This window comes from Microbispora sp. H10949, from assembly GCF_014161435.1.
Lineage (GTDB): Bacteria > Actinomycetota > Actinomycetes > Streptosporangiales > Streptosporangiaceae > Microbispora > Microbispora triticiradicis.
On the sequence record NZ_JABBWZ010000002.1, the window covers coordinates 305,778 to 324,622 of the forward strand.

17 protein-coding genes are annotated in these 18,845 nt (G+C 72.2%); 10 read left to right on the forward strand and 7 right to left on the reverse strand.

Features of this window, described 5'->3' with window-relative positions:
* Window positions 1-20: 20 nt before the first annotated feature.
* The 5 genes from HHX40_RS05650 to HHX40_RS05670 form a co-directional block, all read right to left on the reverse strand.
* Window positions 21-2,648: an FtsX-like permease family protein gene (locus tag HHX40_RS05650; protein WP_182879671.1), complete on the reverse strand. Its 2,628-nt coding sequence runs from the start codon at window positions 2,646-2,648 to the stop codon at window positions 21-23.
* A complete protein-coding gene (locus HHX40_RS05655) occupies window positions 2,645-3,364 on the reverse strand; it encodes an ABC transporter ATP-binding protein (protein ID WP_310737984.1) in 720 nt (239 codons plus the stop codon). The genes HHX40_RS05650 and HHX40_RS05655 overlap by 4 nt, the downstream gene beginning before the upstream one ends.
* Before the next feature lie 59 nt (window positions 3,365-3,423).
* Window positions 3,424-3,966, reverse strand: coding sequence for a PadR family transcriptional regulator (locus tag HHX40_RS05660; protein WP_182879673.1), 543 nt, complete (start codon window positions 3,964-3,966; stop codon window positions 3,424-3,426).
* A 124-nt stretch (window positions 3,967-4,090) separates the two neighbouring features.
* Window positions 4,091-4,309 carry a hypothetical protein gene (locus HHX40_RS05665; RefSeq protein WP_182879983.1) on the reverse strand — a complete coding sequence of 73 codons (219 nt, stop codon included), beginning with the start codon at window positions 4,307-4,309 and terminating at the stop codon, window positions 4,091-4,093.
* A complete protein-coding gene (locus HHX40_RS05670) occupies window positions 4,299-6,206 on the reverse strand; it encodes a PspC domain-containing protein (protein WP_182879674.1) in 1,908 nt (635 codons plus the stop codon). Before HHX40_RS05670 ends, HHX40_RS05665 begins: the two co-directional genes overlap by 11 nt.
* A gap of 143 nt (window positions 6,207-6,349) precedes the next feature.
* Between HHX40_RS05670 and HHX40_RS05675 the strand changes: the two genes are divergently transcribed.
* The 5 genes from HHX40_RS05675 (at window position 6,350) to HHX40_RS05695 (ending at window position 11,316) form a co-directional block, all read left to right on the forward strand.
* Entirely contained in the window at window positions 6,350-7,525 is a 1,176-nt protein-coding gene (locus HHX40_RS05675) for a PspC domain-containing protein (RefSeq protein WP_396787660.1), read from the forward strand.
* Window positions 7,522-8,160: a response regulator gene (locus HHX40_RS05680; RefSeq protein WP_111698424.1), complete on the forward strand. Its 639-nt coding sequence runs from the start codon at window positions 7,522-7,524 to the stop codon at window positions 8,158-8,160. The genes HHX40_RS05675 and HHX40_RS05680 overlap by 4 nt, the downstream gene beginning before the upstream one ends.
* Window positions 8,161-8,217: 57 nt before the next feature.
* The gene (locus HHX40_RS05685; protein ID WP_111698422.1) at window positions 8,218-9,678 is read left to right on the forward strand and encodes a glutamate-cysteine ligase family protein; all 1,461 of its coding nucleotides are present in this window, start codon (window positions 8,218-8,220) and stop codon (window positions 9,676-9,678) included.
* Between the two features lie 57 nt (window positions 9,679-9,735).
* Window positions 9,736-10,419, forward strand: coding sequence for a neutral zinc metallopeptidase (locus HHX40_RS05690; RefSeq protein WP_182879676.1), 684 nt, complete (start codon window positions 9,736-9,738; stop codon window positions 10,417-10,419).
* A 147-nt stretch (window positions 10,420-10,566) separates the two neighbouring features.
* Complete coding sequence (locus HHX40_RS05695; RefSeq protein ID WP_182879677.1) at window positions 10,567-11,316, forward strand: type II CAAX prenyl endopeptidase Rce1 family protein; 750 nt, start codon at window positions 10,567-10,569, stop codon at window positions 11,314-11,316.
* Here HHX40_RS05695 and HHX40_RS05700 read toward each other — a convergent pair.
* A complete protein-coding gene (locus HHX40_RS05700; RefSeq protein WP_220498733.1) occupies window positions 11,306-12,040 on the reverse strand; it encodes a PIG-L deacetylase family protein in 735 nt (244 codons plus the stop codon). The two genes, HHX40_RS05695 and HHX40_RS05700, sit on opposite strands and share 11 nt — an antisense overlap.
* A 104-nt stretch (window positions 12,041-12,144) precedes the next feature.
* Here HHX40_RS05700 and pcrA point away from each other — a divergent pair, with 104 nt between their 5' ends.
* Window positions 12,145-14,403 carry a DNA helicase PcrA gene (gene pcrA, locus HHX40_RS05705; protein ID WP_182879947.1) on the forward strand — a complete coding sequence of 753 codons (2,259 nt, stop codon included), beginning with the start codon at window positions 12,145-12,147 and terminating at the stop codon, window positions 14,401-14,403.
* Window positions 14,404-14,472: 69 nt separating this feature from the next.
* On the opposite strand, the gene HHX40_RS05710 is transcribed toward pcrA, so the two are convergent.
* Window positions 14,473-15,366 (reverse strand): hypothetical protein, encoded by an 894-nt coding sequence (locus HHX40_RS05710; RefSeq protein ID WP_182879678.1) that lies wholly within the window; start codon window positions 15,364-15,366, stop codon window positions 14,473-14,475.
* Between the two features lie 158 nt (window positions 15,367-15,524).
* On the opposite strand from HHX40_RS05710, the gene HHX40_RS05715 reads away from it, so the two are divergent.
* From HHX40_RS05715 to sucD, 4 genes are all read left to right on the forward strand, one after another.
* Window positions 15,525-15,974, forward strand: coding sequence for a MarR family transcriptional regulator (locus HHX40_RS05715; RefSeq protein ID WP_182879679.1), 450 nt, complete (start codon window positions 15,525-15,527; stop codon window positions 15,972-15,974).
* 79 nt (window positions 15,975-16,053) lie between these two features.
* Window positions 16,054-16,455: a cobalamin B12-binding domain-containing protein gene (locus HHX40_RS05720; RefSeq protein ID WP_111698412.1), complete on the forward strand. Its 402-nt coding sequence runs from the start codon at window positions 16,054-16,056 to the stop codon at window positions 16,453-16,455.
* A gap of 156 nt (window positions 16,456-16,611) precedes the next feature.
* Window positions 16,612-17,793, forward strand: a complete 1,182-nt coding sequence (gene sucC, locus HHX40_RS05725; RefSeq protein WP_182874024.1) for an ADP-forming succinate--CoA ligase subunit beta — start codon at window positions 16,612-16,614, stop codon at window positions 17,791-17,793.
* Window positions 17,793-18,662 carry a succinate--CoA ligase subunit alpha gene (gene sucD, locus HHX40_RS05730; RefSeq protein ID WP_111698408.1) on the forward strand — a complete coding sequence of 290 codons (870 nt, stop codon included), beginning with the start codon at window positions 17,793-17,795 and terminating at the stop codon, window positions 18,660-18,662. The genes sucC and sucD overlap by 1 nt, the downstream gene beginning before the upstream one ends.
* Window positions 18,663-18,845 lie beyond the last annotated feature (183 nt).

Genomic DNA, 18,845 nt, shown 5'->3' on the forward strand with positions numbered 1-18,845 from the left:
GCGGCTGCCCCGGCGCCGGGTCACGTCACCCTGCGCCGGGGGAGCGGCAGGCGCGACCGGGTGAACACGGCGCCGCCGAGCGCGGCCAGCAGCGGCAGCCCCACGACGAGCACGGCGATGAGTGACCACGGGACCGTGAGCAGGAGCGCCGGCGGCCGCGGGTGTACGACCACGGGCACCCCGTCGGGCCGCACCATCATCGTCGGCCGGTACAGCCCGGACGGCGCCCGGGTCGCGGCGGCGCCGGGCGGCAGACCGGCGAGCACTCCGACGGTCGTGCCGAGCAGCGCGATCACCAGGGCCTGACCGGCGACGACGGCCCGCTTCGTCCGCGGAGCCGCCCCCACCGCGGCCATCGTCTCCAGGTCGGGCCGCGCCTCGGCGGCGGCCAGCGCGGTCGCGACGAAGGTCATCCCCAGCACCAGCACGGCGGCCGCCACGGCGAGCACGAGCAGGGCCACCGAGTCGTCCACGGGACCGCGCGGCGTCTCCAGCCTGACCATCGCGTGGGGCGTGATCGCCTCCACGGTCGCGGCGATCCGGTCCGCCGACGCCTGTGACATCCGGTAGTCCGCGGGGTTCACCGCGAGGAGGGTGGTGACGGTGCCGTAACCCGTCTTCTCGACCGCCTCGGGCGCGACGACCACACGCGCCCAGCCCTGCCCCGTGGGCCGCACCCCGACGGCCGGCAGGGAGATCGATGCGGGTTCGTTCAGGGGTCGCGCGTCCTGCCGCATCACATCCGCTCTGATCCTGCCCTTCCGGATGGTGGCGGGATTGAGCACCACGGCTTTGCCCGCACGGAGCGCCGCGACCGCCTCCGGGTCCTCGCGGCCGAGCGCGTAACGCAGCAGGCCCTCGTCTCCGGTCAGCAGCCCGCCGTTCCAGCCCTCTATGAAGTAGACCTGCTGGTTCTCCGGCCCTGCCGGAGCCGGCAGGGCCACGCCGAGCGGCACGCCGGTCTTCGTCGCGAGAGCCCGTCCTTCCACCAGCGGCACGCCCGCCGGCAGTTCACGCACCACAGCGGCGCGGACGCGGTCCCACAGCTGCGGAGTGAGGTCGGCCGCCGAGATCTGGAGTGATCCCGCCGGCCCCTGCGGCAGGCCACGCAGGAACGAATGAGGGCTGACGGCCGCGGCCCGCCAGGCCACGCCTGTCGCGGTGAGCACCACGACCGTGGTCATCACCGCGGCGACGGCGGGCACCGTACGGCCCCTGTTGCGTACGGCGTCCCTGACGGCGAAGCGGAGCGGCAGGGGGAGCCGGGCGGCGGCCCGGCCCACGGCTCGGACGAGGGCCGGCACCAGGGCCACCAGCCCGAGCTGGGTGAGCAGCGCCGAGGCGGCGATCCAGTGGAGGCCCTGCCGGGTGCTCACCGCCGTCGCCGTGAGGCCCGCCATGACGAGCACCGCTCCGAGCAGCGGCCGGCCCGCGCGGTCTCGGCGCCGCTCGCGCCTGCCGGACAGCACGGCCGCGGCGTCCGTACGGCCCGCGCCGACGGCGGGGGCGAGCGCGGCCAGCACCCCGGCGGCGACCCCGAGCACCGCGACCAGCGCGACCGAGATCCAGGGGACGGTGAACGGGCCCGCCAGGGCCTTCATCCACAGTTCGAGGCCGGGCATCGCGAGCGGCACCGCCGCGATGCCGAGCGCGACCCCGGCAAGGGCCCCGGCGACGCCGAAGAGCAGACCGTCGGCCAGCGCGATCAGCCGCAGCTGCGCCGGGGAGCCGCCCTGGGCGGCGACGAGCGCGAACTCGCGGGCCCGTCGTCGCCGCCCGACCGCGAAGGCCGGCCCGGCCGCGAGGACGACCTGCAGCAGTGCGATCCCGGTCCACGGGAGCACCGGCAGCGTGGAGGAGTCGATCTTCAGGTCGAACCGCGTCTCCCGCGAGGCGCTGTCGGCGACGGCCTGGCTCACGACCACGAGACCACGCGCGTTGAGCCGGCGGACGTCCGGCCACGACAGCGGACGCGGCGCCTCCACGAGCCAGCCGTGCGTCATTTGCTGGGGATCGGCGGGCCCGAAGGCGGAATCGGGCAGACTGCCAGGGAAGACGACAACATCGGGCCTCGCCGGAGCGAACAGGGCGACGCCGACGATCCGGAGCGGATGTCGTTCCTCCGTGGCCAGGAGCGTCACGCCCGGCCTGGTCTGCTCGTCCAGCAGCTGGGCGGAGATGACGGCCTCGCCGGGAGCGGCGGGAAGCCTGCCGCGCACGAGCCGGAAGGTGCCCTGGGACATCGGGTCGCGCAGATCCACCTGCCGGACGAATCCCATCTCGTACCCTCCCGGGGCGAGATAACGGAGGAACTGCTGCGACGCCGGGATCAGGCGGCTGCCGGGGATGAGGCCGGCGATCTCCGCCTGGGTGTACGGTGTCGTCTTCGCGCCGTTCTCCAGGGGATCGGTCCCTCCCCACGCGTTCTGGCTGAGGCCGCTCCACTCGCGGGCGCCCCGCACCACGGCGTCGGCCCGGCCGAACGGGTACTGGCTGGGTGACATCTCGTACACGGTGGCGAACGTGGTCAGCACGAAGGTGACGACGGCGACGGGCAGCGCGAGCATCGCGAGGATCAGCGCGCTGCGCCCCTTCGAGCGCCAGGCGGTGCGGCGCGAGATCCGCAGCGCGGCGCGCAGGCCTCTCATCGGGCGCTCACCACGCCCATGCCGTCGGCCCCGTCCGTCCCCTGGGCGTCGGAGGAGTCGGTGATCCGCCCGTCCCGGAGGAAGACGACGCGGTCGGCCCAGGCGGCGTACCTCGGCTCGTGGGTGACCAGCAGCACGGCGGCCCCCGCGTCGGCGCGCTGCCGGAGCACCTGGATGATCTCGTCGCCCGCCCGGGTGTCGAGCGCCCCGGTGGGCTCGTCCGCGAGGAGCAGGCGGCGCTCCCCGACCAGCGCCCTGGCGATGGCGGCCCGCTGGCGCTGCCCGCCCGACAGGTCGTCGGGGAACCGGTCGCCCATGTCCGCGAGGCCGACCTCGTCCAGCACCCGCAGGGCCGCACGCCGGGCCTTCGCCGTGGACACGCCGTCCAGCTCACGCGGCAGCGCGACGTTCTCGGCCACCGTCAGCGACGGGATGAGGTTGAGATCCTGGAACACGTAGCCCGCACTCCTGCGGCGCAGTTCCGCGAGCCGCTTGGGCGGCAGATCCCGCAGTTCGCGGCCTTCGAGGAGGACGGACCCCTCGGTCGGCCGGTCGAGCCCGCCCGCCAGGTTGAGCAGGGTGGACTTGCCGGACCCGGACGGGCCCATGACGGCGACCAGCTCACCGGCCCGTACGTCGAGGCTGACGCCCCGCAGGGCGGGTACGGCGTGCGGCCCCTCGCCGTGGACGCGGACGACGCCCGCGAGGCGGACGATCGGCTCGCCGTCCGGGCGGGGTAACTGGTCCGCTGGGGACGCGGACGGCTCACGCTCGGTCACGTGGTCTCCTTGGCTGGGCTGGAGTCGGAGGGGCCGCCGAGGACGGCTTCGCAGTGGTCGAGCCAGCGCTGCTCGGCCTCGGCCTGGAAGATCATCGAATCGAGGACCAGGCGCTGCGCGGTCTCGGCGGACGCGTCGAAGCCCCGCTTGGCGCGCGTGAGCTCCTGCAGGGTCCGCATCGTCGAGGACCGCTGCGCCTGGACGACCGCCGCCACGTCCACGCCGGGGGTGGTGGCGGCCATGGCGAGCTTGACGACGAGTTCGTCGCGGGGCCGGTCGGCCCGGGAGACGGGTTTGGCGAACCACCTGTCGAGTTCGCCGTGGCCGTCGGGGGTGATGGCGTATCGGACGCGGCCCTGCTCGTCCTCCCCGGCGCGGGACACGAGGCCGTCCCGCTCCAGGCGGGACAGCGTCGTGTAGACCTGCCCGATGTTGAGCGGGCAGGTGTCGGCGGTGGACGCCTCGAACTCGGTCTTGAGCTGGTAGCCGTAGCGCGGGCCCTGACTCAGCAGGGCGAGCAGGCCGTGTCGTACGGACATGAATACTCAGTATGCATACTGAGTATGCTTCTGGCGAGCGGATCCCCGAATCGGCAGTGAAATACCTCGACCCCGGGCGGGAGGTCCGGCCCGGGGTCGACGAGGTGAGGTCAGCGGGAGGGGGTCAGCGGCGGATGGCCTTGGCGAGGATCGCGATGAAGGCCGCGAACCCCAGCCCTCCGACGAGCAGGGGAGCCATCACGACCGCGTCGGGGTCGGGCCCGGTCAGGTAGCGGATGCCCATGCCGATGAACAGCAGGCCCGAGAGCAGGCACATCCAGCTCGTACGGTGCACCCGGCGCGGGCGCCCGGCACGAGGATCGGTGTGGTGGTCAGGCAGCACGGCGCACCTCCACGTCACCGACGCCCGCCTTCACGTGCAGTTCGATCGTGGCCGCGTCGCCCTTGGCGGGCGTCTCGGGCTCCAGGACGCGGTCGAACCGCACGTTGGTGCCGTCCTCGACCGTGTGGTCGATCCGCACCTCGCCCAGCTTCGTGAAGCCGTACACCTCGATCCGCGCGGTGGGCGGGACGATCACCGTGAGCTGGCCCAGCGACACCGAGGCGTCGAACCTCAGCCGGGCGCCCGACTTCAGCGGGACGTCGCTCAGGTCGAGCTTGCCCTCGCCGATGCCCAGTTCGTAGGTGCTGGGCGACCGCACGGCGGTGACGGGATGCCAGACGTAGCTGCCGACCTTGCGGGGAATGCCGTTGACCGTCGTGCTTCCCACCAGCACGAGGGCCACGATCGTGCCGGCGGCGACCAGCCCGCCGCCTCGCCCGAACCAGGCGGCGACGAGCAGGCCCGCGCCGATCGTGACGAGCACCGCCCCGCCGACGACCGGGAGGCCGACCGAGCCGGTGCCGGTCCGTTGCATGGTGACCATGATCCCTCCAACGATCAGGGCGAGGCATATCGTGAGGCCGCTGACGAACGACCGGGGACGCTTGGGCTTCCTGGGCCGCGGCGGCGGGGCCACGGGCGGCCCGTACGGGCCCGCCGCGTAGGGCGTGGCGAGCGGCCGGTACGGCTCCCGCATCGTGTACGGGCCGTGGGGCGCGAAAGGCTCGCCCGCGCCGTACCCCTGCGATCCGCCGGTTCCGTACCCCTGACCGGCGGCCCGGCCCGGCGCCTGGCCGGGTGAGCCGAGGTCGCCCCGCGCGCTCGCCCGCGCCTCGCGGGCCAGGTCCGACAGCCGCCGGTACCCGTCCGCGGCCCGAGGCGGCGGTACGGGGCCCCCGCCCGCGCCGAAGCCGTGTGGCCCGGAGTCGCGCGGGCCGGGGTTGTGTGTGGCGGAGTCGCGTAGGCCGGAGTCGTGTAGGCCGGGCCCCGGGGCGCCCGGTCCGGACAGCGGGGCCGTGCCGGCCGGAGTCTCGAAGGCCCGGGTCGGCGGGTCGCCGTCGGCCCGGGCCGCGGAACCCGCGCCATGCTCGGCGTCCACGTCGCGCACGGGCTCCGTCACGGTGTCCCCCGTGGGCTCCGTCACAGGCTCTGACACGGGCGCCGACGTGGTGTCCCGCACCTGTTCCGTCACCGTTTCCCGCGTGGGCTCCGACGCGAACCGGCGGACGGCGGTGTCCTGGGCACTGTTCTCAGCGGCATCCTCGGGGGTCGCGCTCGCGGACGGCTCGGGCCCCCGCCCGGCCGTCTGCGGGCCGTACGTTCCGGGCATCGCCGTCGTCTCGGCCGGCTGGGGCGCCGGGGCGTACGGCTCCTGCGCGAAGGGGGCGAACGGCGCGAACCCGGGGGTGGACCGGGTCATGCCGCGCCGGCCGGTCGCCCGTTCCGGCATCGACCTGGCCATGGTGAGCAGGTCGACGCCCCGGGCGTGCGCGGCCATCAGCACGATGGCCAGCAGCGTGCCGACGACGATCGTGCCGCGGTTGATGCCGCCCGAGGCCACGTTGATGATCAGCCCGAACGCGAAGACCGCCGCCAGCAACGCGAGCACGGTCTCGGCGTCGAACATCCGCCGGGTCCACTGCTCCAGGTGGCCGGGACCGCCGTCCGGCCGGCGCATCAGCAGGAACGCCGCGACGTACAGCATGACGCCGATGCCGGAGGCGAGGACCAGCACCGCGAACCCGACCCGGAAGAGCACCGGGTCCATGCCCGTGTACCTGCCGAGGCCCGCGCACACGCCTGTGATCACGCGGCCGTCGCGGTGGCGGCTCAGCACCCTCTCGGGTTCTGGCTGGCCGGCGGGGTCGGGAGCGGGAGCGGATGGCGCCTCGGTCATGGTCCCATCCTGGCCGGGTCCGCCGCGGCCCTGCCATCGGGGGAACCCCTGAGCCGTCCCCGAGTCCCCAGGGACCGCATCAGGGCATGCCCTGATGCGCCCATGCTCCCTGACGTGTGACGATGCTTTCCGAGATGTCTGAGATGCCTAACGCCCCCGTGGCGTTCCCCCGGATGGTCCGGCCCGTGTCGGGCCGGGTGGTCGCGGGCGTCGCCCAGGGCGCCGCCGCCCAGCTGCGGCTCGACCCCGTCGTGCTGCGCCTCGCCTTCGTGCTGCTCACCGTCGTCGACGGGCTGGGCCTCGTGGCGTACGCCGCGCTGTGGATGTTCACCCCCAAGGAGGAGGTGGAGGGCCGCGAGCCCGCCCGCGAGTGGGGACAGCTCGCGGCGTACGGCGTGCTGTGGCTGACGCTCGGGGCCTTCGCCTGGCTGACCGGCGCGTCCAGCGGCGGGTTCGGCACCTGGCCGATCGCCGTGGGCGGCATCGGCGCGCTGATCCTGTGGCAGCAGGCCGACCCGGGACGCCGGCAGCGCTGGATGTCCGGAGCGGTCAAGCAGGTCAGCACGACCTGGGTCCGCACGGGCATCGGCGCGCTCCTCGTCGTCGTGGGCGCGATCGGCTTTCTCGCCGCGAGCGGTGAGCTGGCCAAGGCGAAGACCGGGCTGGTCTTCACCGCGGTGGTCGTCGGCGGCATGCTCATGATCGCCGCGCCCTGGCTCGCCTCGCTCGTCAAGGAGCTCCAGCGGGAGCGCACCGAGCGCATCAGACAGGAGGAGCGGGCCGAGGTGGCCGCCCACGTCCACGACTCGGTGCTGCACACGCTGACCCTCATCCAGCGCAACGCCCACGACGCGCGGGAGGTGGCCAGGCTCGCCCGCTCGCAGGAGCGGGAGCTGCGCAACTGGCTCTACCAGCCCAAGCAGGACGCCGACGCGACCCTCGCCGCCGCCGTACGCCGGGTCGCGGCGGAGGAGGAGGACGCCCACGGCGTGCAGATCGAGGTCGTCTGCGTGGGCGACTGCGAGCTGACCGAGAACATGGCGGCCCTGCTCCACGCCGCCCGGCAGGCGATGGTCAACGCGTGCAAATACAGTGGGTCTCCGGTCGTCTCCGTCTACGCCGAGGTCGAGCCCGACGAGGTGACGGTGTTCGTCCGGGACCGGGGCAAGGGCTTCGTGCTCGACGACGTCCCCGGTGACCGGATGGGCATCCGCCAGTCGATCATCGGCAGGATGGAGCGCAACGGCGGAAGCGCCCGGGTCAGGACCGAGCCCGGCGACGGAACCGAGGTCATGCTGACCATGAAGAGGGAATCATGAAGACCGTACGCGTGCTGATCGTCGACGACCACCGGCTGTTCCGGTCCGGCGTACGGGCCGAGCTGGGCCCGTCGATCCAGGTCATCGGCGAGGCCGAGGACGTCGAGTCGGCGGTCTCGGCGATCGCCGAACTGGCGCCCGACGTGGTGCTGCTCGACGTGCACATGCCGGGCGGCGGCGGTCAGGAGGTGCTCCGGCGCGTGCTCGGCTCGGGATCGCAGGTGCGCTTCCTCGCGCTGTCGGTGTCGGACGCCGCCGAGGACGTGATCGGGGTCATCCGGGGCGGCGCCCGGGGCTACGTGACCAAGACGATCAGCGGCGCCGAGCTGACCGACGCGATCGTCCGGGTGTCGGAGGGCGACGCGGTGTTCTCCCCGCGGCTGGCCGGGTTCGTGCTCGACGCGTTCGCCTCGACCGAGGCGCCGCCCATCGATCCCGAGCTCGACTCGCTCACCCAGCGGGAGCGTGAGGTGCTGCGGCTGATCGCGCGCGGCTACGCGTACAAGGAGATCGCCAAGGAGCTGTTCATCTCGGTGAAGACCGTCGAGACCCACGTGTCGAGCGTGCTGCGCAAGCTGCAGCTCTCCAACCGGCACGAGCTGTCGCGGTGGGCCACCGCCAGACGCCTGGTCTGACCCTGTCCGTGTCGGCCCGTCTGGTGTGATCGCCCCTCGGCGTGCGACGCTTCGGGCATGGGCCGTGACGTACCCTCCGTGTCCTTCACCCGGGAGGACCGCCGTCGCTACCGGGAGAAGGTCAAGCTGTCGCTGGAGATCCTCGCGGAGATGCTGCGGGGGTCGCGGTTCGAGTTCGAGCGGCCGCTGATGGGCATGGAGATCGAGCTGAACCTGGTCGACGCCCGGGGCGAGCCGGCCATGAAGAACGCCGAGGTCCTGGCCGCCATCGCCGAGCCCGACTGGGCCACCGAGCTGGGCCAGTTCAACGTCGAGATCAACGTCCCGCCGCAGGTGCTGTCCGGCGACGGCAGCCGGCTGCTGGAGGAGTCCGTACGGCGCCGTCTCAACCGCGGGCAGGAGCGGGCCGCCCGCGTCGGCGGGCAGCTCATGCTGGTCGGCATCCTGCCGACCCTGCGCGAGTCCGACGTCAGCGAGGGCACGCTGTCGGCCAACCCGCGCTACAAGCTGCTCAACGAGCAGATCTTCGCCGCCCGCGGCGAGGACCTGCACCTCCACATCGAGGGCGTCGACCTGCTCGACACCTACGCCGACAGCATCACGCCCGAGGCGGCGTGCACGAGCGTCCAGCTCCACCTGCAGGTGAGCCCGGAGAAGTTCGCCGACCACTGGAACGCGGCCCAGGTCATCGCGGGCCCGCAGGTGGCGGTCGCGGCCAACTCGCCCTTCCTGTTCGGCAAGGAGCTGTGGCGGGAGACCAGGATCAGCCTGTTCGAGCAGGCCACCGACACCCGTCCCGAGGAGCTGAAGGCCCAGGGCGTGCGGCCCCGGGTGTGGTTCGGGGAGCGGTGGATCACCTCGGTCTTCGATCTGTTCGAGGAGAACGTCCGCTACTTCCCCGCGTTGCTGCCGCTGTGCGAGGAGGAGGACCCGAGGCAGGTCCTGGACGGCGGCGGAGTGCCCGGGCTGCACGAGCTCCGGCTGCACAACGGCACCGTCTACCGCTGGAACCGGCCCGTCTACGACGTGGCCGGCGGCGTCCCGCACCTGCGGGTGGAGAACCGGGTGTTGCCGGCCGGGCCGACCGTCGCGGACATCGCCGCCAACGCGGCCTTCTACTACGGGCTCATGCGGGTGCTCCCGTCGGCCGAACGGCCCGTGTGGACGCGCATGTCCTTCGCCGCGGCCGAGGACAACCTCCGCAACGCCGCGCGGTACGGCCTCGACGCCCGCCTGTACTGGCCGGGACTGGGGGAGGTGCCCGCCGCCGAGCTGATCCTGCGGAGGCTGCTGCCCCTCGCCTATCACGGGCTGGACCTGTGGGAGGTCGACCCGGTCCAGCGCGACCGGCTGCTCGGCATCATCGAGCGGCGCTGCGTGACCGGCCGTACGGGGGCGGACTGGCAGGTCAGGACGGCCCGGGCGCTCGGCGGGGACCACGAGGCACTGCGCCGGATGACCCTGCGGTACCTGGACCACATGCACACCAACGAGCCCGTCCACCTCTGGAGTGTGTGACCACTAAGGGCGGGTTTTAGCGAAATTTTTCCCCATATTTGGGGTAGCAGTAGTGGAATGACCCGTCGAGCGTTCGCCGCGTTCTTCCTCCTGGTGACCCTGGTCGCGTCCTGCGGCACGCTCGCCGGGTCGCCTCCGCCGGACCGCGCGCAGCAGGGCGACGCCCGGGCGACGCCGTGCAAGGGCACCGGCGACGACTTCCCCGGCGACGTGAAGCTCGCCCGGTGCCTCACGGAGTGGTTCTGGGCGAACCGCTTCGGCCAGAGTGGGGAGACCTACCGCCCGATCACCCGCTTCGTCGCGTACGAGGGGAACGACGGTCCCGACTGCGGCGGGCAGCCGGCCGTGCCGGAGAACGCCTTCTACTGCCCGTACGGGCACTTCGTCGCCTACGACGCCGCCTGGCTGAAGGCGATGTACGACCGGATGGGCGACGGCGCGGTCTACGTGGTGATCCCGCATGAACTGGGGCACGCGGTCCAGGCCCAGCTCGTGGACGACTTCCGCTACAACGTGCAGCGGGAGCTTCAGGCCGACTGCTACGCGGGCGCCACGCTCGGCGGCCTCATCCAGGCGCGGGCGCTGCGGGCCGAGGAGGGCGACGAGGAGGAACTGCTCGTCAACCTCGAAGCGGCCGGCGACCCCACCGACGCCTGGTGGGCGCCCGACGCGCACGGCACGCCGCAGCAGCGGCAGGGGTATTTCGCCCAGGGCTACAACGAGGGCGTGGGGGCCTGCTGATCCCCATGGACCGTCGTGTACGGGCATGCCGGCCGGCCTACGGTGAGGCGGAGCACGATGCGGCGTGGCGGGCGGAGCGTGGCGGGTCACAGTGGCGATGCGGCGTGATGTGATGGCGGGGCACGTGCGAAGGCGGTGGAGGACGGCGTGAGACGGACGATCGCGACGGGTCTCGGCGTGCTCGCCGCGGCGAACCTGCTCAACAACCGCGTCGCCCGGCGCTGGGCCCCGGTGACGTCCGCCGCCGCGACCGGCGCGCTCCTGCTGATCGCCCGGCGGGCCGGGCTGACCCGGCATGAGCTGGGCTTCCGGGACGCCCGCGCGGGCGTCGCGACGGGCGGGGCGCTCGCCGCCGCCGTCGCCGCGGGGTACGCGGCCGGGGTGGCGCTGCCCCGGACCCGGCCGTTGTTCCACGACCAGCGGGCACTGTCTCTGTCGCGTCGCCGGGTGCTGGAGGAGGCCCTGGTCCAGGTGCCCTTCGGGACCGTGCTGCTGGAGGAGGTCGGTTTCCGCGGCGTGCTCCCGGCCCTGCTCGGCCGGGTCCTGCCCGCGCGTACGGCGGTCGCCGCCTCGGCCGCGCTGTTCGGGGTGTGGCACGTGCTGCCCGCGCTCGACATGGCGCGGGCCAACCCCGCCCTCGGACGCCTGGCGGCGGGGGAGGACCCCGCCCTGGGGGACGGCCGCCGGGGCGGTGCGGAGGCGGGGCGGCTGGTGGCGGGGACGGTGGCGTCCACCGCGCTGGCGGGGCTGGTGTTCCACGGGCTCCGCCACCGCGCCGGTCTGCTCGCCCCCGCGCTGCTGCACGTGGCGACGAACTCCCTCGGTTACGCCGCCGCCCGGGCCGCCCGCCGCCTGGACGACCGCAGCGCCGGCCCCGCCGCCCTACTCAGGCGGTGACGACCCGCTGGAACGCCTCGGCGTACGAACCCTCGGGGAGGCCCGCGGCGGCGGCGTTGGCGGAGAGCCAGCCCTTGATCATGCCGTCCAGGTCGGGGATGTGCGCGGTCTGGCTCTCGTGGGCGCGCAGGGCGGCGACCTTCCGGTCCACCGTGGAGGTCACGTCGACGTAGTGGTTCACGGCCATCCCGCCGCTCAGCCAGACCTCGCGCACCGTCCAGGCCTCCAGGCCCTCGTCGGTGAGCAGTTCGGGGAAGGCGTACGGGTTGCGGGCGTCGGGATAGACCGCGTCGAGGGTGGCGCCGCCGACGGCCCGGTGGTCGGGGTGGCTCGGCCCGAGCCGCTCGTAGTTGCGGTCGGGGGTCGAGGTGACGACCAGGTCCGGCCGGACCTGGCGGATCACCCGCGTGATGTCGCGGCGCAGGCCGAGCGTCTGCTCGACCATCCCGTCCTGGTATCCCAGGAAGCGCAGGTCGCCGACGCCCACGCACTTGGCCGCCGCCGTCTGCTCGGCCCGGCGCAGCGCCGCCATGCCGCCGTTGTCCACCAGACGGTCGAATCCGCCCGCGTCGCCATCGGTGACCAGGCAGTACACGACCTCGGCCCCCGCCTCGGTCAGCCTGGCGACCGTTCCCGCCCCGCCGAAGTCGATGTCGTCGGGGTGCGCGACGACGACCAGCACTTTGCGGATTTCCGCCTCGTCCAGCACGGGCAACCTCCTCATGGTCCGGCAATTACCTTAATCGGGCCTTGCCGGGTGAGTGGGCTCCGGATGTCGGTGGGCGGTCATACCCTAGGGACGTGTCCATCGGAGCCGCCACCCATCCCTTGCTCGACGGCCTCAACCCGCAGCAGCGGGACGCCGTGACCCACCAGGGCAGCCCCCTGCTGATCGTCGCGGGGGCGGGCTCCGGGAAGACCCGGGTGCTGACCCACCGCATCGCCTACCTGCTGGCGGAACGCGGCGTCCAGCCGGGGGAGATCCTCGCGATCACCTTCACCAACAAGGCCGCCCGCGAGATGAAGGAGCGGGTCGACAAGCTGATCGGCCCGAGGTCCAGGGCGATGTGGGTGATGACGTTCCACAGCGCCTGCGTGCGGATCCTGCGGCGCGAGGCCAAGCGGCTGGGCTTCTCCTCCAGCTTCTCGATCTACGACCAGGCCGACTCCCAGCGGCTCATGGCGATGGTCTGCCGCGAGCTCGACCTCGATCCCAAGCGCTATCCGCCGCGGTCGTTCTCGGCCCAGGTCAGCAACTTCAAGAACGAGCTGATCGACTACGAGACGGCGGCCGACCGGGCGTCGACGCACCTGGAGCGCACGCTCGCCGAGGCGTACCGCACCTACCAGCGGCGGCTCACCGAGGCCGGCGCGATGGACTTCGACGACCTGATCATGCTGACGGTCACGTTGTTCCAGCTCTTCCCCGAGGTGGCCGAGCACTACCGGCGCAGGTTCCGGCACGTGATGGTCGACGAGTACCAGGACACCAACCACGCGCAGTACACGCTGATCCGCGAGCTGGTCGGGCGGCCCGAGGTGCGCACCGCCGACGGAGACGTGGTGCGCGAGGGCGTCGAGCCCGCCGAACTGGTCGTCGTCGGCGACGCCGACCAGTCGATCTACGCCTTCCGCGGCGCGACGATCCGCAACATCCTGGAGTTCGAGCGCGACTACCCGGACGCCCGGACGATCCTGCTGGAGCAGAACTACCGCTCCACGCAGACGATCCTGAACGCCGCCAACTCGGTCATCTCCCGCAACGAGGGCCGCAAGCCGAAGAACCTGTGGTCCGACCAGGGCGCGGGATCGAAGATCATCGGTTACGCGGCCGACAACGAGCACGACGAGGCCATGTTCGTCGCGCAGGAGATCGACCGGCTCTGCGACGACCACGACGTCACGCCGGGCGACGTGGCGATCTTCTACCGCACGAACGCCGCATCCCGCGTCTTCGAGGAGATCTTCATCCGCACCGGCCTGCCGTACAAGGTCGTGGGCGGGGTGCGGTTCTACGAGCGCAAGGAGGTCAAGGACCTGCTCGCCTACCTGCGGGTCCTGGCCAACCCGAACGACACGGTGTCGCTGCGGCGGGTCCTCAACGTGCCCAAGCGCGGCATCGGCGACCGGGCCGAGGCGATGGTCGAGGCGTTCGCGAACCGGGAGCGCATCGGCTTCTGGGAGGGACTGCGCCGGGCCGGCGAGGCTCCGGGGCTGGCCACCCGGTCGCTCAACGCGATCAGGGACTTCGTCGCGATGCTGGAGGAGTTGCGGGCCAAGGAGCTTCCGCTCTCCGACCTCGCGGAGGAGGTGCTCCGCGTCACCGGCTACCGCACGGAGCTGGAGACCTCGGGCGATCCGCAGGACGAGAGCCGGCTGGAGAACCTCAACGAGCTGATCTCGGTGGCCGCCGAGTTCGAGGAGGCCAACCCGGAGGGCACGCTCGTCGACTTCCTGGAGCAGGTCTCGCTGGTCGCCGACGCCGACCAGATCCCGGGCGGGAACGCGGGGGTCGTCCCCCCGGGCGATCGCGCTCCCGAGACCGGTGAGCACGGCGGGGTGGTCACGCTGATGACCCTGCACACCGCCAAGGGCCTGGAGTTCCCCGTGGTGTTCCTCACGGGCATGGAGGACGGGGTCTTCCCCCACATGCGCTCGCTGAGCGACCCGAAGGAACTGGAGGAGGAGCGCAGGCTGGCGTACGTCGGCATCACCCGGGCCAAGCAGCGGCTCTACCTGTCCCGCTCGGCGGTGCGGTCCTCGTGGGGGGCGCCGTCCTTCAACCCGGCCTCGCGCTTCCTGTCAGAGGTGCCGGGCGACCTGGTCGAGTGGCGCGGCGACCCCGGCAAGACCGCCTGGTCCGCCGCGACCTCCCGCCCCTCCGCCCGTACGGCGCCGGCGCCCAAGGCGGGCGGCCGTCAGATGCCGAGCCTGTCGCCCGGCGACCGCGTCACCCACGACAGCTTCGGGCTGGGCACGGTCGTCAGCGTGGACGGCGTCGCCGAGAAGACCCGAGTGAAGATCGACTTCGGTGGGGACGGGGAGAAGACCCTGCTGCTCGCCTACGCGCCCATCGAGAAGCTCTGAGCGGCGGCAGGGAGCCCCTGAGCGGCGGACGGGCGGGGAGCCCGGCCGCCGCGGGCGTCCATACGCGGATCAGTCGCCCAGGTCGATGACCTGCGGCAGGTCCGGCACGCTGCCGTCGATGTCCGAGGTGCTGGCGACCTGGTCCTTCGGCGGCGCCTTCACCGTGACCTTCCCGCCCCAGCCGCCGTAGGCGGTCGTGCTGCTCATCTCGATGCCGATGCTCGTCTTCTTGACCTTCAAGGTCGTCGTCAACGAGCTGGACACCTTGCGGACGAGCTGGTCCCCGCCGATCCACAGCCTCCAGCTGATCACGCCCTTCGACATGCTGGAGGGCAGGCCCTTGCGCAGCGACGGCACCGCCGCGGCGAGCTGCTTCACCGTGATCGTGCCCCGGTAGAGCGTGGTCCGCGCGCCGTTGACGACACCGCCCGCGCCCTTGGCCTTGGTGGTCGCGAGGACCGCCTGGAGGGCACGCGGGTCGAGCGGGTTGACGAAGCCGCCGAGGCCGGTCAGCGCCGCGTCCGGGTCCTGCCCGGGCAGGCGCAGCCACGACTTGCCGTCGGGCAGCAGGTCCGCGTAGATGCCTCCGGAGACGTACGACGTCCGGCCGACGGTGATGGTCCGCATCGGGTCGTTGAGGCCCTTGAGCTCGTCGTCGTCGCCCAGCCCGCCACCGTAGTTGGTCTTGGTCGTGAGGTCGGAGGACGCGACCCCGGACCGGCCGAACCCGACGACGCCCTTCGCGCCGGACTTGATGTCGATCAGGCCGCCGTAGTTCAACCTGGCGGACGAGACGACGCGTACGCCACGGCCGGGAACGAACTGCTTCTTGAGCGCCGCCACCGGGTTCGCGGGCCGCGCCCGGCTTCCCGTGGGGGTCTGCGCATGGGCGGGGGCGGCGACGACGGGCGCGACGAGCGCGGCCGTCGCGGCGCACGCCAGCGCCATGAATGCTCGCTTCACGTGGGGTTCCTCCCGTAAGTGCCCTTGATCATCAAGAGCGGCCCGGGAATCCTCGTGGTTCATGATCACGAAAAAGTCACGGAAATCTAGATTTCCTATGAAATGGCAGATGAAGAGCGGGTATGCGGGGTGATTATTATTTCGGGCGAATAATTCGCATGCGAAAGGAACGCATGGAGGAGAGGCCGGCCGTCGAGGAGATCTCCCGGCTCTATCCTGCCGTCCACCGGTGTCTCCGGATGTCCGGGCAGTCGGTGGGCGAGGGCGACGTCACGGCGCGCATGGCGTCGGTCCTGCGCCGTCTGGTCGCCCACGGCCCGCTCACGGTGGGCGAACTGGCCGGGCAGTTGCGGCTGTCCATGGCCGCGACGACCGAACTCGTCGACCGTGTCGAGGACCGGGGCCTCGTGGTGCGGGCCCGCGACCGGCGCGACCGCCGGCGGGTCTTCGTCAGCGTCACCGACACCGGCCACGCCGCCGCCCTGACCGCCCTGCCGCGGGAGGAGGACCCGCTGGCGCGGGCCGTACGGGCCATGACCCCGGGGGAGCGGCAGGGGCTCGTCGACGGCCTGCGCGCGCTGCTGCGCGCGGCGCGGGCGGACGGCTGAGCCGCGCCGCGGCGGGCAGGGGAGCGTTCGCCGTCCCGGCGGTTACGCTTCGGGCAGCGGCACCATCTGGGAGGTCTTCATGGCAGGCAGGATTCGGGTCGTCGTCGCCAAGCCGGGGCTCGACGGGCACGACCGCGGCGTCAAGGTCGTGGCGCGGGCGTTGCGGGACGCGGGCATGGAGGTCGTCTACACCGGGCTGCACCAGACGCCGGAGCAGATCGTCCGGACGGCGATCCAGGAGGACGCGGCGGCCATCGGGCTGTCCATCCTGTCGGGCGCCCACATGACGCTCTTCGCCCGGCTCTTCGAGGTGCTGCGCGAGGAGGACGCCGAGGACATCGTCGTGTTCGGCGGCGGCATCATCCCCGAGGCCGACATCCCCGAGCTGGAGCGGATGGGGGTGGCGCGGATATTCACGCCGGGCTCCACGACACAGGAGATCGTGGACTGGGTCCGTTCTGCGGTTCCCGCCACCGTTTAGGCATTTTGCCCAACCTTGCCGTAATCGAGGGTTGAAGGCAAGGCTCCGGGTGACCCGATGACAAGGCCATGCTCGCGCGGGGACTAGGCTTCTTGCGCGGAATAGCCGGGCGGGACGACGGCGCCCGGCCTCGGACATCAAAAGGGACGGACCCTCGTGGACCTGTTCGAACATCAGGCGAAGGAGCTCTTCGCGGAGTACGGCATCGCGGTGCCGCGCGGAATCGTGGCGCACACCGCGGATGAGGCGCGGGCGGCTGCCGAGCAGCTCACCGGACGCGTTGTCGTCAAGGCCCAGGTCAAGACCGGCGGGCGCGGCAAGGCCGGCGGCGTGAAGGTGGCCGACGACGCCGCCGACGCGTACGACAAGGCGACGCGGATCCTCGGCATGGACATCAAGGGCCACACGGTCCACAAGGTCCTGATCGAGGAGGCCAGCCAGATCGCGGAGGAGTACTACTTCTCCTTCCTCCTCGACCGTGCCAACCGTACGTTCCTCGCGATCTGCTCCGCCTCCGGCGGCATGGACATCGAGGAGGTCGCGCACACCGCGCCGGAGAAGGTGGCGAAGGTGCCGGTCAGCCCGCTGACCGGCGTCGACCGCGCCAGGGCCCGCGAGATCGCGGTGGCCGGCGGCCTGCCGCAGCAGGCGCTGGACGGCGCCGCCGAGCTGATCGAGAAGCTCTGGGCCGTCTTCGTGGACGAGGACGCCTCGCTCGTCGAGGTCAACCCCATGATCCTGTCGGCCGACGGGCAGGTGAAGGCGCTCGACGGCAAGGTCACCCTCGACGACAACGCGGACTTCCGCCAGGCGGAGCACGTGACGTACGTCGACAAGGCCGCGGAGGACCCGCTGGAGGCCCGGGCCAAGGAGAAGCACCTCAACTACGTAAAGCTGGACGGCGACGTCGGCATCATCGGCAACGGCGCCGGCCTGGTCATGTCCACGCTGGACGTCGTGGCGTACGCGGGCGAGGAGTTCCCCGGGCGGCCCAAGCCGGCCAACTTCCTCGACATCGGCGGCGGGGCCTCGGCCGAGGTCATGGCGAACGGGCTGGAGATCATCCTGTCCGACCCGTCGGTGAAGTCGGTCTTCGTGAACGTCTTCGGCGGCATCACCGCCTGCGACGCGGTCGCCAACGGCATCGTCTCGGCCTTCAAGCTGCTGGAGAGCCGTGGCGAGGAAGTGACCCACCCGCTCGTCGTCCGTCTGGACGGCAACAACGCCGCTCTCGGGCGGCAGATCCTGGCCGACGCCGCGCTCCCGCGCGTCGAGCTGGTCGACACGATGGACGAAGCGGCCAAGCGCGCCGCCGAGCTCGCCGCGGTAGGTGCGTAATGGCTATCTGGCTCACCGAGAACAGCAAGATCATCGTTCAGGGCATGACCGGCGGTGAGGGCACCAAGCACACCCGCCGCATGCTCGCCGCCGGGGTGAACGTCGTGGGCGGCGTCAACGCCCGCAAGGCCGGCGTCACGCACGAGGGCCTGCCGGTCTTTGGCACCGTCAAGGAGGCCATGGAGCAGACGGGCGCGGACGTCTCCGTCGTCTTCGTGCCCCCGGCGCACACCAAGGCGGCCGTCCGTGAGGCCATCGACGCCGAGATCCCGCTGTGCGTGGTCATCACCGAGGGCGTGCCGGTCCACGACACCACCGAGTTCTGGGCCTACGCCGTCTCCAAGGGCAACAAGACCCGCATCATCGGGCCGAACTGCCCCGGCATCGCCTCGCCCGGCGCGTCCAACGCCGGGATCATTCCGGCCGACATCACCACCAAGGGCCGCGTGGGCCTGGTGTCGAAGTCGGGCACGCTGACCTACCAGCTCATGTACGAGCTGCGCGACATCGGCTTCTCCACCTGCGTCGGCATCGGCGGCGACCCGGTCATCGGCACGACCCACATCGACGCGCTCCAGGCGTTCCAGGACGACCCGGAGACCGACGCGATCGTGATGATCGGCGAGATCGGCGGCGACGCCGAGGAGCGGGCCGCGGCCTACATCGACGAGCACGTCACCAAGCCCGTCGTCGCCTACGTCGCCGGGTTCACCGCGCCCGAGGGCAAGACGATGGGCCACGCCGGCGCGATCGTGTCCGGCTCCGCCGGCACCGCCCAGGCCAAGAAGGAGGCCCTGGAGAAGGTCGGCGTCCGTGTCGGCCGCACTCCCAGCGAGACCGCCCGCCTCATGCGCGAGCTCATGTCGTGACCAAGGGGTCGTGACGGGCGGGCCGCCGGGTCTTCAGGGGTTCCGGCGGCCCAGCCGGTCTCCCGGCGCCGTTCGTGACCTCACGCCTCCGGCGTGAGGTCACGACGCGTATGAGGGGGGAGTCGCCGCGGGCGGCGACTGCAAGATCATCCCATTTCGAGCGGGGGTGAACGGCGTGGCGAC

What these genes read in the sequence shown, in the direction of transcription:
- HHX40_RS05650 (WP_182879671.1), bottom strand. Translation starts at nt 2,648, where the DNA reads ATGAGAGGCCTGCGCGCCGCGCTGCGGATCTCGCGCCGCACCGCCTGG.
- HHX40_RS05660 (WP_182879673.1), bottom strand. Translation starts at nt 3,966, where the DNA reads ATGTCCGTACGACACGGCCTGCTCGCCCTGCTGAGTCAGGGCCCGCGC.
- HHX40_RS05670 (WP_182879674.1), bottom strand. Translation starts at nt 6,206, where the DNA reads ATGACCGAGGCGCCATCCGCTCCCGCTCCCGACCCCGCCGGCCAGCCA.
- HHX40_RS05675 (WP_396787660.1), top strand. Translation starts at nt 6,350, where the DNA reads ATGCCTAACGCCCCCGTGGCGTTCCCCCGGATGGTCCGGCCCGTGTCG.
- HHX40_RS05680 (WP_111698424.1), top strand. Translation starts at nt 7,522, where the DNA reads ATGAAGACCGTACGCGTGCTGATCGTCGACGACCACCGGCTGTTCCGG.
- HHX40_RS05685 (WP_111698422.1), top strand. Translation starts at nt 8,218, where the DNA reads ATGGGCCGTGACGTACCCTCCGTGTCCTTCACCCGGGAGGACCGCCGT.
- HHX40_RS05690 (WP_182879676.1), top strand. Translation starts at nt 9,736, where the DNA reads ATGACCCGTCGAGCGTTCGCCGCGTTCTTCCTCCTGGTGACCCTGGTC.
- HHX40_RS05700 (WP_220498733.1), bottom strand. Translation starts at nt 12,040, where the DNA reads ATGAGGAGGTTGCCCGTGCTGGACGAGGCGGAAATCCGCAAAGTGCTG.
- HHX40_RS05715 (WP_182879679.1), top strand. Translation starts at nt 15,525, where the DNA reads ATGCGAAAGGAACGCATGGAGGAGAGGCCGGCCGTCGAGGAGATCTCC.
- HHX40_RS05720 (WP_111698412.1), top strand. Translation starts at nt 16,054, where the DNA reads ATGGCAGGCAGGATTCGGGTCGTCGTCGCCAAGCCGGGGCTCGACGGG.
- sucD (WP_111698408.1), top strand. Translation starts at nt 17,793, where the DNA reads ATGGCTATCTGGCTCACCGAGAACAGCAAGATCATCGTTCAGGGCATG.